The organism is Nocardia veterana NBRC 100344, assembly GCF_000308855.1.
In the GTDB taxonomy this organism is placed as follows: domain Bacteria; phylum Actinomycetota; class Actinomycetes; order Mycobacteriales; family Mycobacteriaceae; genus Nocardia; species Nocardia veterana.
In genome coordinates this window covers 35,132-48,746 of sequence record NZ_BAGM01000076.1, presented here as the reverse complement: position 1 = coordinate 48,746, position 13,615 = coordinate 35,132, and the positions used below count along the sequence as shown (strand labels likewise).

Genomic DNA, 13,615 nt, shown 5'->3' with positions numbered 1-13,615 from the left:
CCGATCCCTGCCCCTGGACGGGATCCCAGTAGTCTGACGCGGTGCTGGGCGTGACGTGGCGGGTATGGGGGAGGATCGGGGCCGCTGTCGTCGCCGGACTGCTGCTGTACGCGAGTTTCCCGCCGAGCACCTGCTGGTATCTCGCACCGATCGGCATCGCGGCGCTGACCCTGGTGGTGCGCGATGCGACCCGACTGCGCGGCGGGTTCGGTTACGGCCTGCTCGCGGGCCTGGCGTTCTTCCTGCCGCTGCTGCCGTGGACCGGGATCTACGTCGGTCCGGTGCCGTGGCTGGCGCTGTCGGCGGCCTGCGCGATCTACGTCGGCTTGTTCGGGCTGCTGGCGCGGCTGGTGAGCGCGCTGCCAGGGTGGCCGCTGTGGGTGGCGACGATGTGGACCCTCACCGAATGGGGGCGATCGAGTTTTCCGTTCGGTGGATTCCCTTGGGGCCGATTGGCTTTCGGACAGGCCGACGGCTGGTACCTGCCGTTGGCGTGGCTCGGCGGCGCCCCGGTGGTGAGCTTCGCGGTCGCGCTGACCGGCACCGTTCTGGCCGCCCTGGCGCTGCGTCTGCGCCGCCGGGACGTTCCCCGGCGAGCGCTCGGAATTATCACTCTCGCAACGGTTGTGGCTATCATCCCCGTTACCGGAGTGATCCTCCGGACCGCGCTGCCCGCCCCGGACGACGGAGACCGGTCGATCACGGTCGCCGCTATCCAGGGCAGCGTGCCGCGGCTGGGACTGGATTTCAATGCCCAGCGTCGCGCCGTACTGGACAATCACATCCGCCGCACCGAGGAGTTGGCCCGGGCGGTCGCCGCGGGCACGGCCGCCCAGCCCGATGTGGTGATCTGGCCGGAGAATTCCTCCGACATCGATCCCTTGCGGAATGCGGACGCCTACGCGGAGATCACCGCGGCCGCGCGCGCCGTGCGCGCCCCGATTCTGGTCGGCGCGGTTCTGGTGAACGACGACCGCACCACCACCAATTCGGTCATCGTCTGGGATGCCGACGGCCCGGGGGAGCGACACGACAAGAAGATCGTCCAGCCGTTCGGCGAATATCTGCCCTATCGCGGATTCTTCCGCCACTTCTCCAGCTACGCCGACCGCGCCGGCCATTTCGTTCCCGGTCACGGCGACGGTGTCGTGCACGCCCGGCCGAGCGACGGCGGCCCGGCGGTGGCGATCGGCGTGGCGACCTGTTACGAGGTCGCGTTCGACCGCGCCTTCGAGGATTCCCTGCGCGCGGGCGCGCAAGTGCTGACGGTGCCCACCAACAACGCCACCTTCGGTGACAGCGATATGACCTATCAGCAGCTGGCCATGTCGCGGGTGCGGGCGGTCGAACACGGGCGGGCGCTGGTCGTCGCGGCGACCACCGGGGTCAGCGCGATCGTCACCGCCGACGGCGTGGTGCGGCAGCAGACGGCGAAATTCGTTCCGGCGGCGCTGGCGGCGAAGCTCCCGCTGCGCACCGAGAGCACGCCCGCGACGGCGATGGGGCCGCTGCCCGAACGCGTCGTATGTGTGCTCGCCGCGGCCGTTGCCGTGGTGGCGGCGCTTCGGCGGCGCACGGCGCACGCGACGCGTCGTCGCGAGCAGGACGTCGTCGGCGCTCCGGCCCTCGACTGAGGGCGCGCTACTTTCCGGCTTCGAGATGAAATGCCGACCGGGCAGTAGTTCGTCGAGTCCGTGCCGGCGCCCGCGTGTCTGGAATGCGTTGTGGGTCAGTGCATGTCACCCAGGTTGCGGACGACCTGCCGCATCGCGGGGACCAGGATGGTCCGGGCCTCGGCCGCGGTCAGCCCGTTGCGATGCCGCGGATCGTGCGCTCGCAGATCCAGGATGAACCGCCCCTTCCGGACGGTCACGGCGCCGGCCGCGCCGAGCATGCTGGGATCGTCGAGCACAGCGGATTCGTCGCTGAGCGGAATGTCGGCCGGTTGCCCGTGGTGTTGCTTGCCGACGAATGCGATGTCCTTCTTCGCCGATTCCTCCGACAGATAGCTCTTGATCTCCAGTTCCACCGCCTGACGGTCGCCCGGGTCGATCTCGCCCGTGCCGCGATAACAGCTCATCGCGACATAGTTCTTGTCACGGGATCGGGCGTCGAACGTCGTCTGCCCGACCGCCGTGGCGGGCTGCTCGACCACCAGCGGCGACAGCGCCGAACCGTATGCGGCGGCGAACACGTCCTGGGTCAGCAGCGGGCACGGCTGCGCCACGGTGGCCGGAAACGCCGCCCGGTCGTAGGCGATGGTGGCGGGACCGGCGGGGGCGGCGACCTGGGCCTGCATGTTGGCGGCGATGACGGTCACGATGTCGTGCATCTTCGGGCCGTACCCACCCGGTGACAGGCTGACATCGAGGTCGACGTTCGCACCGTGGGTCCACATCGAGACCTGACCTTGCCGGTCGTTCGGATCCGGGGTGTCACGCAGATGCGAGGACACGTTCACCTCGCCGAATTTCTGTGCGCCCGGGTATTTTTCGATGCCGCTGGTGCCCGGGTAGTAGGAATCCTGCGCCACTGCGATCGACACATGTTCGCCGGAGGCGCCGTTGGGGGCGGCGAGTCCGTAGGTGCACTTGTTGAGCGCGAACGTCGGTGCGGACGGTACGGTGCTCTGCCCGGCGTGCAGTGGTCCGGCGCCGTCGGCCGCCAGGTAGGTGCGCTCGAAAGTGACCGAATTCGGCAAGGGGTTCGGATCGGTGCGAATACCCAATTTGTTCAGGTCGGCAATGGTCAGCAGATTGCACGCCTGCACGACCGGCGTTCCCTGATAGGAGCTCGGGGCAGGATTCGGAGTCTCGCTCAGTGGTGCGGGATCGGCCACTGCGGGGACATTGGTCGGATAGCCGGGGCGGGTCACCGTCGTTCCGTCGCCGACGGCACCGGCCCGGGTCTCGGTGTCGGACCCGAACATCGGGCGCAGCACGGTGAACGCGACGACGATACCGAGCACCACGGCCACGCAACCGACGATCACCACGATGCGGGCGGCCTTGGATTTCGGCGGCCTCGGCGGTTGCGGTTGCCATTGCGGCGGCGGTTGCGGTTGCCATTGTGGCGGGGGCATCGGTTGCCCGACCGGTGGTCTTCCTGGGGGCTGGGGCTGATACCTGCCACCGAACTGCTGGTTGATCGCTTCCCTCCCGATCGCGTGCGGCCGTCCGTCTCGCGCCGACGGTTCCGGTATTGCAGTCAGCGACCGTATCCGAATGCGGATCGTTCGTAATCGGTACCGTTCTGCAGATACGTAGGTAGGTAGGTGCGGACACCGCTGCGATCAGCGCGCCGCGCGGGCGCCGTCGCGGTTGCCCGGAGGGATCAGGGCGGAGATGTCCTCGCGGGAGTCGATCGTGAGTTTGCGCAGAACGGCGGCGATCTGGGCATCGACGGTGCGGCGGGAACTGCCCCGCCGCGTGGCGATGGCCGCGTTGGTCCACCCGGCTGCCGCCAACACCGCGACCTCCCGCTCGGCGTGGGTGAGGTGATCCCACGACCGTTCGGCATCACCGGTCGGCGCGCGCTGGTCGGTCGAAGGTCCCTCCCCCTGAGCGAGCCGGGCAACGTGGGCCATCGGCGGTCGCAAGCCGGCGCCTTCCTGCCGCAGCGATTCGAACCTGTTCGTGCCGAGGTTTTTTCGAAGTCGTTCGACCGCGCGAGCCGTCTCCGCCGAGAAGGGGCGCAGATGAGCGATCTCGACTCCGAGCCGGCGCCGCAACGCGTCGGCCGCGCCCACCAGTCTCGCGGTGTCGGCCGCCGAAGCCGAACGGCCCGAGCCGGATGTCAGCACCCGCGACAACGCCCAGACGAGTGCGTGCACCGTCCAGACCGCACCCCAGGCGTCCCGCATGGCAATCTGTCGTGCCAGGGTCGCGCGTGCGGTCGCGATCGCCTGGTGGGCGTCGCCGTATCGGGTTTCGGCGATTATCCATGCGATCTCCGCCCACGATGTGGCCCACTCGCCCTGCGCGCGGGTGGTGTTGTCGAGGTGGCGGCGGGTGAGGGCGAGCGCCTGGTCGCGGTTCCCCAGGAAGGCCGCGGTGAGCGCCTCGAACAACTCGCTCATCGCGGCATTGCCGTAATCGCCTGCCGCGGTGAACTTCTCGCGTGCCCGGGCCAGGACGACCAACGCCCGCACATCGCCGTGTACCAGCATGAGGGTGCACCCCGCGGCGAATTCGACGGTGCCGGGCACCGCTCGATCCGGCACCGGGTCGTCGAGCCAGGCGCTGCGGGCGTCGTCGTCGGTCAGGCAGAGGGTGGCACATTCGTGCAGCATCCGCGCCGCATCGTCGGGGAGCCCCTGGCACAGGCAGATCCATGCCACCGCCGCGCGGGTGGCCAGCCGCAGCCGGCTCGCGTCCGGGTCGTCGTCGGCTGTGGCCGCCAGTGTCTGCTCGGCCCAGCACCGCGCATCGCGCAGCGAGCCCCGGAAGAAGGGCACGCGCAGCGCGATCATTCCGCTGACGATTTCCAGACCGATCACCGCCTCGCCGGGGGTGCGCATGCTGCCCTCGACCGCCAGCAACAGGTTGTCCCAGGACGCGCTCGCCCAATTCAGCAGCTCGCGCTCCCGATGACTGAACCATTCGCTGCGCGCGGACCGGATGCGGTCGCGGTAGTAGCGACGATGTCGTGCGGCGAGCCGCCGTGGCTCTGCGTCGCCTCGCGCTGCCACGCGTTGCCGCGCGAAGACTCGGATACTCTCCAGCAGCGAGTAGTGTGCCCGGTCGCCCGACAGGTGCACGGACACCAGTGACTGATCGGCCAACCGCTCGAGCAACCCCTCGATCTGGTCGGGAGCCAGCTCGAGGCCCGTACCGTCCGGGCCGCTGCAGATCGTCCGGACGGCGTCGAGGTCGGCCCCGACATCCACCACGTCGATGTCGGAACCGCCGTGCTCGCCGCCCGGAGCGAATACCGACATTCGCTCCAGCAGCAGTCGTTCACTGTCCCCGCAGAGGTCGAACGACCAGGCGATCACGTCCCCGATCGCCTGATGGCGTTCCTCGGCGCCGAAGTGCGGGTCCGCCGGCCAGGCCAGCCGGCGGTCGGTCTGTTCACCGGTGAGGTCGCGCGCGATCGCCCGCAGCGGCTGCCGGAACAGCCGTGCCGCCGCCAGCCGGATGTGCAGCGGCTGGTTGTTCAGGTGCCGGCAGATCGATCGGACCGTCTCGGTGTCGGTGACCGTTGTGCTCGTCAATTCCGCACGGCGGCAGAACAATTCGATTGCCTGCTGATCGCTGAGCGGCGGGACACGCAGAACCTGCTCGTCGACCCAGCCGACCCGTCCCCGGCTCGTCGCCAGCACGGTGACGGTCGGTACCGCGTCGAGGAGTTCGGTGACGGCCGCCCCGGCCGCGGCCAGCACGTGTTCGCAGTTGTCGATCACGACCAGCGGCCGGGGTGCGGAGCTGTCGGTCAGGGTCTCGATCAACGCTTCCCAGGACGGGCGGCCGGAGAAGTCGTGCCCGACGACCGAGCGCACGATCTCGTCGGCCACCGCGGTTGCGTCCGCGCTCTTGGGAAGCCGGGCCAGGCGCACCCACGGGACCGGTTCCTGACGGGCTCTGCCGAATCGATGGACGGCCTCGGCGACCAGCCGTGTCTTGCCGATACCACCGGGCCCGACCACCGTGATCAGCCGCCGCTTCCCGAGTAACAGGGTCGCGAGGCGGTCGAGCTCGCGGTGGCGGCCGACGAAGTCGTCGGACGGACCCGGCGCGATTCCCCGTTGGCGCGCTGCCACAGCTACCTCCCCCAATCGCCACGATCGATGGCGCGCCACGAGTACGCAGCGCGGATCAACGAAGTCCGATGGTACAAACACGCTCGGCACACGTCCCGCACGCCGGACTGTGGAGGTTTTTTTGTTCGGCATCATCTGCGCGCCGGGCCGCGGCGACCTAGTCTGAACCGGAGACCGGCGGGTCCGAATTCACGGGAGGCGAGCCTGTGCAGCAGCCGACGACCATCGCAGCGAAGACCGTGGGCACTCCGGCCGGGGTGGGTAACGATCCGTGGCCGCCCGGGCACCCGGTGGCCGGCGAGCGGGTTGCGATCTTCGCCTTCGACGTGGTCGGCGCGGATGGGCAATCCGAAGATATCCGTACCTACCACGTGGCACCGATCGATCGGGCGGCCGAGGGGGTTGTCGTCGCCGACCAGCGCGATCCGCAAGGACTCGTGGTGCGGTGGACGGGGTGCGGCGCCGGCACGGTGGTCGCCGCCCCGGCGACGATGGGTGCGGAGGCGGCGATGATGGACCCGGCCCGGTCGGCCGAGAAGATGTTCGCGTGCACGGTCCGCCCCGACGATCCCGGACTGATCTGATCCGGCCGGAAGTGGCGGACTGCCGCTGGATTCGAATCCGCTTGTCGCCCAACCCGGATCGCCTCGCCCCCTTGGACACGCTCGCACCTGCCCGGCCTACGGTGGCGAGCAGAGCGGCCGGCCGCTTCGACAGCGCACAGGATGACGCTCGCGGTGGGCCGGTCCGGGCCGCGGGTACCGAATCACGGAGGTATGACGACACCATGCGGAAGCTGACGTTCGGCATGAATGTGAGCCTGGACGGCTACATCGCGGCGCCCGACGGGGATGTCGGCTGGGGGGCGGGGAGCGACGAGTTGTTCCAATGGTGGTCCGACCGGGTGAGCGCGACCGGCACAGCCCTGTACGGGCGCAAACTGTGGGAGACGATGAGCTCCCACTGGCCGACCGCCGACCGGCAGCCGGGCGCCACGCCGGCGGAGATCGAGTACGCCCGCCGCTGGCGGGACATGCCGAAAGTGGTGTTCTCCTCGACGATCAGCACGGTCGACGGGAACGCCCGCCTGGTCACCGGCGACGCGGTCACCGAGATCACCCGGCTGAAGGCCGAGGACGGCGGACCCATGGATATCGGCGGCGCCACCCTCGCCGCAACGGCGATGCGGGCCGGGCTGATCGACGAGTACGCGCTCGTCGTCCATCCGGTGCTGGTCGGTGGTGGCACGCCGTTCTTTGCGGCCCTGGACAATCGGGCCGATCTGACCCTGGTGGAGACCCGGACCTTCCCGCACGGCGTGGTCCTGACCAGGTATCGAACCAACCACTGAGTCGCCGGCTCGGGAGCCACGGCGCGGTCGGTGGTCGGGCACGACCCACGCTGTGGCACAACGGCACTCGGTGCGATGCTGCCGTGCCGGTGGCGGACACCGCGGCGTCGCGTGGCCCGAACCGCAGGCGGGTCCGGGCCGTGGCGTCACAGATGGGCGACGGCGAAGTCGGCTGCTTCCCCGGCCTTCGCGGTGTAGCTGGTCCGGTGTACCTCCCAGCTCTTGCCGTTCGGGTCGCATACCGGGTCGTTGTCGGTGCAGGTGTCGTAGGTCCGGTCCGCGTAGGGGCCGATGACGCTGTGGCCGATACTGCGAATGGGGTTGCCGAACAACAGGATCGCGGCGATCTTCGGCGCTGCCGCCGGCGGCAGTGTGGCGACGATCGGTCCACCGACCTTCGCGCCGACGCTGCTGATGCCGATCGAATTGTCGACGACGTTCGCGCCTTGGGAGTACCCGACCAGCACGAAGCGCTGGTTCGGACAGGCCTTCGCCGCGGCGGTGACATGGTCGACCAGGTCGCGGTTGCCCTGCTGCACCGACCAGGGCTCGACCAGGCTGGCCGGGTACTGGACGCGGTAGGCGCTGTGTGAACTCGACAAGCGTTGCGCCAGTGCGCGATAGACCGGATTGCCGACGACCGCGCCCAGACCGGGATCGGCGCCGAGCGGTTCACCGGTGCCGCGAGCGACGACGACATCGACATCGGCACACGGTGTCTGCGCGGCCGCGGGTGTGGCGCCGGTGATGCCGGCGACGGCCGGCAGCACCGCCGCGATCGACGCGAGTGCGCGGAGCGTGGCCGCCCCGCGGACGCGGCGCGGTATTTTCCGGTCGAACAGTGCCATCTGGGCGATCTCCTCTGCTCATTGCTCGACACCCGAGCGGTGCCGATGCCGGTCAGACGCTAGAACCGGGACGCGGTCGGCGCGGGCCGAGACGGCGGTCTCCGGGATTTTCACCAACGCCCGGCGGCTTCTCTGGTTGCTCGGACAGGGGGCCGGGACCACCGTGCGGCCGGGCCGGTCAGGGCAGGTCCGGCTGGACGCTGTGCACGACCAGCGCGGATCGCAGGTACCACAGGTCGGGATAGCGGTGCGCGTGGAAGCCGGTGAGTTCGGCGATGCGGCGCAGCCGGTAGTCGACGGTATTGGGATGCAGGTGCAGCGTCTTCCCGGTGCGCTGCCGGTTCAGATTCGCCGCGATATGGCACCGCAGGGTGGTCAGCAGTTCGGGGTGATCGTCGAGCGGCGCGAGCAGCGCCCGCAGGTGCGTCAGCGCCGGTCCGGGCCGGGTGAGCTGGTATTCCAGGGCGAGCTCGTCGAATCCGTACAGCCCGCGGGGCAGATCCAGCCGCTGCACGATGTCCAGCAGTTCGTGGGCCCGCTCGACGGCCGCGGCGATATCGGGGCCGGCGGCCTCGACCAGGGTGGCGGATACCGCAAGGCCCGCGGCCCGGCCGATTTCGGCGACCAGGTGTTCGACGCCGCTCGTCGTCTCCGTCGGTGGTAGCAGGATCGTGCCTCCGGTCGCCGACAAGGCCGACAGCGTCGTGCTGCCGGTCCGTATCGAGAGTGCGTGCCGGAGTCGTTGTGCCCGAAGGTCGTTGCCGACCGTCTCCTCGTCGTCGGACTGCCGGTTCGGGCGCGCCGCCAGCGCGAGGACGTGATAACGCTCGGCGATCGCGATACCGTAGCGGGCCTCGATCTCGGCGGCGGGCTGTCCCCGCAGCAGGGCGGACAGCGCGGCCGCGCGCGAGCTGTGCTCGTCGCAGCGGTCGCCGTCGAACTGCCGGACGAAGGCGCCGATGATCGTGGTGCTCATGGTGCCCATCAGATCCGTGACCAGCCTGGTGGCCGCGACCACGACGTCGTAGTGCGGGCGGGCCGATGCCGTCTCCGGGCGGCCGAGCCGGGCGAGCACCTCGTGCGCGGCGGCATGCAGGGTGTCGAGCACATCCAGCGAAACACCCGTGCGGGCCCAGCCGCGCGCGGCATCGCGCAGATGTGCGGTGCGGTCGTGGTCGGGGTGGGCGTGCAGCATCTCGATCGCGAGCCGCAGGCAGGCGCGGCCGGCGTCGTCGGCTCGCGTCGGTTCCGCTGCCACGCGGGCGAGGAGTCGGCCGACGATCGTTCGGGCCGTCTCGCTCGCGTCGGTCGCCGCGGCCGTGGCCGGGCGGTCCGCGACCATGAGGCCGCCGCGCAGCGGACGGTCGAGGTGGTCGGGGGTCGAGTCGTGCATGAGGCGTGCTCCCATCTGCCGGGGAGTGCCAGAGTGCCCGGCGTACAGGTGCGCACGCATCGGCGAAACGACGTATATCGCGCCTTACGCGCAGGCGTGGGCGGCCATCCAGGCCGCGATCTGCGCACGCTTGCCGAAGCCGAGTTTGGTGAGGATATGGCGAACGTGGGTATCGGCGGTGCGTGGCGCGATCACCAAACGGACCGCGATTTCGCGATTGGTCAGCCCCTGCGCGACCAGCGCGGCGACTTCCAGTTCGCGCGCCGTCAGCGGGGACTGCCGGTCCGGTTGCGCGGCGTCCGCGGCGTCCTCGCGCAGGGCGTATCGCCGGGCCTGTTCACAGGGCAGGGCGCGACCGTCGGCATGCGCGCTGCCGAATGCGTCGGCGCCCAGGGCCGCGGCGGCCAGCTCCCGGAATTTTCCGTGCGGCCGTGGCATGATCGCCGCCGGGTCGGCGCCCAGCAGGTCCCATGCGGTCGCCGCCGCGCCGAACAGCGTCGCCGCCCGTTCGTACTCGCCGCGCCGGGCCGCGCACCAGGCCAGCGTCTCGAGATGGTAGGCGTCACCGAAGCGGCTGTCCCGCAATCGGGTCGAGGCCAGCGCGGTACGCGCCGCGGATTCGGCCGCGTCGAGGCTGCCGGACATCACCTCGATCATCGCGATCCCGAACAGCGCCATATCGCGGTAATAGGTGTCGCCCAATTCGTCGCTGCGCGTCGTCGTCTCCCGCAGCAGCCGAAGGCCCGTCGCGGGGGAGCTCGCGGTGTTGGCGATGCCGTGGTGCAGCCGGGCGCGTAGTTCGTTGCGGCGATCGCCGTGGTCACGGAAAACCGGCACGGCCGCGCCGGCCAACTCGGCCGAGATCGCGTCCTCGAGGCGGATCTTCGCCACTTGCGCCCGCACCACATCGGCCAGCGCCGCAGCCGCTCGATCACCACGATCGGCGGCGATCTTGTCTGCCTCGTCCAATCTGGTGAGGGCACCGGCAATATCGGATAGCCAGACCGAGAACTGAGCACTGGTCGCGAGGCCCTGCGCGCGGGCTGGGTGGTCCGGCGCGGCGGCCGCGAGGGCGCGGTCGAGCCGGGTTCGCGCCTCCCGATTCGCGCCGCGCAACGTCCAGTATTCGACGCCCCGCTGCGCCATCCACAGGGCGGTATCGGCCTGACCGGGCTCGGTGAGCGACCATTCCAGCGCCGCCCGCAGATTCGCGTGGTCGCGCCGCAGCCGCCACACCCACGACAACTGCGCGGGTCCGATCCACTCGGTATCCGCCCGCGCGGTCAGCCGGTCGAACCAGTCTCGATGGCGGCGGGCGATGCGTGCGGTGTCGGCGGTCGCGTGGAGTTCCTCCTGCCCGAATTCCCGCAGGGTTTCCAACATTCGGTAGCGCGCGTCGTCGGTGCCGTCTCGCTCCAGCACGGATTTGTCGACCAGCGCGTCGATCACATCGAGCACGGCGGCCGGGTCGACACCACTGCCTCCGCACACGAATTCGGCGGCCTCGAGATCGAACGACCCGGTGAACACCGACGCCCGGCACCACACGAGTTGTTCGGGCCGCGAACACAATTCGTAGCTCCACCGGATCGTGGCGCGCAAGGTCTGCTGGCGCTCGGGCGAGATCGGCGAACCGGTGGTCAGCAGCGCCAGCCGTCGGTCCAGCCGCCGGCAGATCTGGTGCAGTGGCAGCGAACGCATACGGGCCGCGGCCAACTCGATCGCCAACGGCACCCCGTCCAATCGCCGGCACAGCCGCGCCACGTCGGCGGCGTTGTGCGCGGTGATGTCGAACTCGGCCTGCGCCGCGGCGGCTCGGTCGGCGAACAACCGGCCGCTGTCGTAACGCAGCAGCTCCGACGGCTCCGAGGTCTCCGGTGGAATCGGCAGCGGTGGCACCCGGAACGTCCTTTCCCCGGGCACGGCCAACGACTGCCTGCTGGTCACCAGCACCGTGGCCGTGCCGCAACGGGTGAGCAGCGCCGCGACGAATTCCGCGCACGCGCCGAGGACGTGCTCGCAGTTGTCCAGAACGAGCAGGACCTCGCGCTCGTGCAGATAGTGCACCACCCGCTCGATCGCGGGCTGTTCGGAGCGCAGCTGGAGATCGAGCCGATCCGCGACCGCGTCGGCCACCAGCTCCGGTTCGCGCAGCTCGGCCAGTTCGACGAAGTACACCCCATCGCGATACGCGCGTGCGATATCCGCGGCGACCCGGAACGCCAGCCGCGTCTTGCCCACGCCGCCCGGCCCGGTCAACGTGACCAGCCGCGCCGCACCGAGCAACCGGCGGACCTCCGCGGATTCACCGCGGCGGCCGACATAGCTGGTCAGCTCCGACACCAGCCCGGTACGCATCATCCGGTCGTCCACCTTCGTCCACGCATCCGCGGGCATCGGCTGCCCGGGTCCCCGCACCTGCCGGCAGAACGGACAGCGGGTTTGTCAGGTTTGGGCAATCCTACTGAGGCCTTTTGTCATCGCGCCCACGTTTGCGTCCGACGGCCGGTGGCGCCGCAGCGATCACCGCCGGCGATGTGTCAGCGGTCGACGGTGGGCATGGGAATGCGCCCCGCCGAGCCACGAACTGCTGCCTCGCGATCTCGCGCGCGGTCGGGACCCGCGCCGAAGAGCCGGCACGCGGGTCCGGGCTCCCGTCTCACCGGTCGCCGGGCCGGCGATGCTCGCCGATGCGTTCGCCGACGGTGCCGGCGATGTCCTCCGTGGCGGCACGAGCCCGGGGGTCCGCGAGCATGGTGGCGAATCCGTGCGGCAGATTGTCGTACCGGCGCAACGTGACGGGTACTCCGGCGCCGCCGAGCCGGTCGGCCAGTGCTTCGCCCTGGTCGCGCAGCACATCCATGCCGGCGGTGGCGATGTGGGTGTCGGGCATCCGGCTCGGATCGGGCGCGCGCAGGACGCACACGCGCGGATCGGAGGCGGTGTCCGGGTCGGGGACGTACCACGCCAACGCCCGTTCCACGCAGCCGCGGTCGAGGGGGACGGTGAACAGATCGCTGGAGCGGTAGCCGGCCATGCTGGTGTCGACCACCGGGTACAGCAGCACGGCCAGAGCCGGTCGATAGCGGGCGTCGCGGCCGAGGTGCAGGGCAACCGCCGCAGCGAGATTGCCACCGGCACTGTCGCCGCCGATCGCGATCCGGGCGTTGTCGACGCCCCAGCTCGCGGCGTGATCGACCGCGAAGCGGTATCCGGCGAGCACGTCGTCGAATGCCGCCGGGAAGGGGTGTTCGGGTGCGAGCCGATAGTCGACCGACAGCACCTTGACCCGGGCGCGCCCGGCCAGCAGCCGAGCCGGTGCGTCGAAACCCGCTGCGCTGCCGAGATGCCAGCCGCCGCCGTGCACGTACACCAGCAATCCACACGGCCGGTCCAGGCCGGCGGGTTCGTACAGACGCGCGCGAAGTGGACCGGCCGGCCCACTCATCCGGATCGTGGTCACGGCGGCATCGGATGCGACGACGCCGCCGGCGATCCGCGTCATCACGTCGAACCGGGCCCGCGCCGCCGGGGAGGGCGGCCGCCGCGCGAGGACTCCGCGTTTGCCCAGCGTGGCCAGCACATGCAGGCGGGGCGAGAGCCGCTGGCCGTCGACGACCGGGCGGCTGGGAGCGAGCGGCGACCACCACCGGGAGGGTGCCGCCAGCACCCGTGCGCCGATGACCTGGATCGTGCTCGTGATGTGGTTGCGCACGGTTACTTCCTCGATCGCGGTCGGCCGGGTCCGTTCACCGGATTCGTTCCCGCGTCTCGGACCTCGATCGCGAGATTACCGCCCGGCCCGGCGCCGAGGTGTCGACGTATTCGTAGTACGCCGTGCCGGACCACCGCTCGCCCGTCGTGGGTGCCCGCGTAATCCATCGCGCCCAACCACCCTCGGCCCAAGCCGTAGATGACGTTGGGGTCGGTGGTGACCACCAGTTCCGTGGGCGACCCCGAATCCGAGGGAATGCGCCAGCGGAATCGGCGCGGCAGGGTTGTGGCGACGCCGTCCGGGAGAGGACCGAATCGTGGTGGTACTCCAGCACTTCCATCCGCACGCCACGCACCCAGCGCCGGTCCCGGCCGTCCGCAACGGTGCTGCACACAGAGTGACCATGGTCGTGTTGAAAGTTGTCGAGCCGCACCAGGTTTCGGTGTCCCGACATTATGGGTCTTCCTCGTCGGGCTGAATCCGACGGGAGGGTGGGTGGCGCTGCGACGGCGCCACCCGGCGCATCGCCCGCCGATGTTCGTCCTCG

Annotated in this window: 10 protein-coding genes; 3 read left to right on the top strand and 7 right to left on the bottom strand. The window is 70.2% G+C overall.

Going from position 1 to position 13,615, the window contains the following annotated elements:
- The first annotated feature begins 44 nt into the window (after positions 1-44).
- Positions 45-1,634, top strand: coding sequence for an apolipoprotein N-acyltransferase (lnt, locus tag ON37_RS13320; protein ID WP_083892968.1), 1,590 nt, complete (start codon positions 45-47; stop codon positions 1,632-1,634).
- Between the two features lie 95 nt (positions 1,635-1,729).
- Here the strand turns inward: lnt and ON37_RS13315 are convergent, their stop codons facing one another.
- Entirely contained in the window at positions 1,730-3,082 is a 1,353-nt protein-coding gene (locus tag ON37_RS13315) for a hypothetical protein (RefSeq protein ID WP_040719511.1), read from the bottom strand.
- A gap of 210 nt (positions 3,083-3,292) precedes the next feature.
- The gene (locus tag ON37_RS13310; protein WP_040719510.1) at positions 3,293-5,761 is read right to left on the bottom strand and encodes an ATP-binding protein; all 2,469 of its coding nucleotides are present in this window, start codon (positions 5,759-5,761) and stop codon (positions 3,293-3,295) included.
- Between the two features lie 206 nt (positions 5,762-5,967).
- Between ON37_RS13310 and ON37_RS13305 the strand changes: the two genes are divergently transcribed.
- Both ON37_RS13305 and ON37_RS13300 read left to right on the top strand, forming a co-directional pair.
- Positions 5,968-6,345, top strand: a complete 378-nt coding sequence (locus ON37_RS13305; protein WP_040719509.1) for a hypothetical protein — start codon at positions 5,968-5,970, stop codon at positions 6,343-6,345.
- A gap of 203 nt (positions 6,346-6,548) precedes the next feature.
- Complete coding sequence (locus tag ON37_RS13300) at positions 6,549-7,112, top strand: dihydrofolate reductase family protein (RefSeq protein ID WP_040719508.1); 564 nt, start codon at positions 6,549-6,551, stop codon at positions 7,110-7,112.
- 146 nt (positions 7,113-7,258) lie between these two features.
- Here the strand turns inward: ON37_RS13300 and ON37_RS13295 are convergent, their stop codons facing one another.
- The 5 genes from ON37_RS13295 to ON37_RS34870 all read right to left on the bottom strand — a co-directional run bounded on the left by ON37_RS13295 (position 7,259) and on the right by ON37_RS34870 (position 13,460).
- Positions 7,259-7,960, bottom strand: coding sequence for a cutinase family protein (locus ON37_RS13295; protein ID WP_083892961.1), 702 nt, complete (start codon positions 7,958-7,960; stop codon positions 7,259-7,261).
- Positions 7,961-8,138: 178 nt separating this feature from the next.
- Complete coding sequence (locus tag ON37_RS13290; RefSeq protein ID WP_040719506.1) at positions 8,139-9,353, bottom strand: PucR family transcriptional regulator; 1,215 nt, start codon at positions 9,351-9,353, stop codon at positions 8,139-8,141.
- Positions 9,354-9,437: 84 nt separating this feature from the next.
- The gene (locus tag ON37_RS13285) at positions 9,438-11,714 is read right to left on the bottom strand and encodes an ATP-binding protein (RefSeq protein ID WP_040719567.1); all 2,277 of its coding nucleotides are present in this window, start codon (positions 11,712-11,714) and stop codon (positions 9,438-9,440) included.
- Between the two features lie 298 nt (positions 11,715-12,012).
- Entirely contained in the window at positions 12,013-13,068 is a 1,056-nt protein-coding gene (locus ON37_RS13280; RefSeq protein ID WP_051031549.1) for an alpha/beta hydrolase, read from the bottom strand.
- A gap of 2 nt (positions 13,069-13,070) precedes the next feature.
- Complete coding sequence (locus ON37_RS34870) at positions 13,071-13,460, bottom strand: DUF6670 family protein (RefSeq protein ID WP_505785997.1); 390 nt, start codon at positions 13,458-13,460, stop codon at positions 13,071-13,073.
- Positions 13,461-13,615 lie beyond the last annotated feature (155 nt).

What these genes read in the sequence shown, in the direction of transcription:
- ON37_RS13315 (WP_040719511.1), bottom strand. Translation starts at nt 3,082, where the DNA reads ATGCCCCCGCCACAATGGCAACCGCAACCGCCGCCGCAATGGCAACCG.
- ON37_RS13295 (WP_083892961.1), bottom strand. Translation starts at nt 7,960, where the DNA reads ATGGCACTGTTCGACCGGAAAATACCGCGCCGCGTCCGCGGGGCGGCC.
- ON37_RS13290 (WP_040719506.1), bottom strand. Translation starts at nt 9,353, where the DNA reads ATGCACGACTCGACCCCCGACCACCTCGACCGTCCGCTGCGCGGCGGC.
- ON37_RS13285 (WP_040719567.1), bottom strand. Translation starts at nt 11,714, where the DNA reads ATGATGCGTACCGGGCTGGTGTCGGAGCTGACCAGCTATGTCGGCCGC.
- ON37_RS13300 (WP_040719508.1), top strand. Translation starts at nt 6,549, where the DNA reads ATGCGGAAGCTGACGTTCGGCATGAATGTGAGCCTGGACGGCTACATC.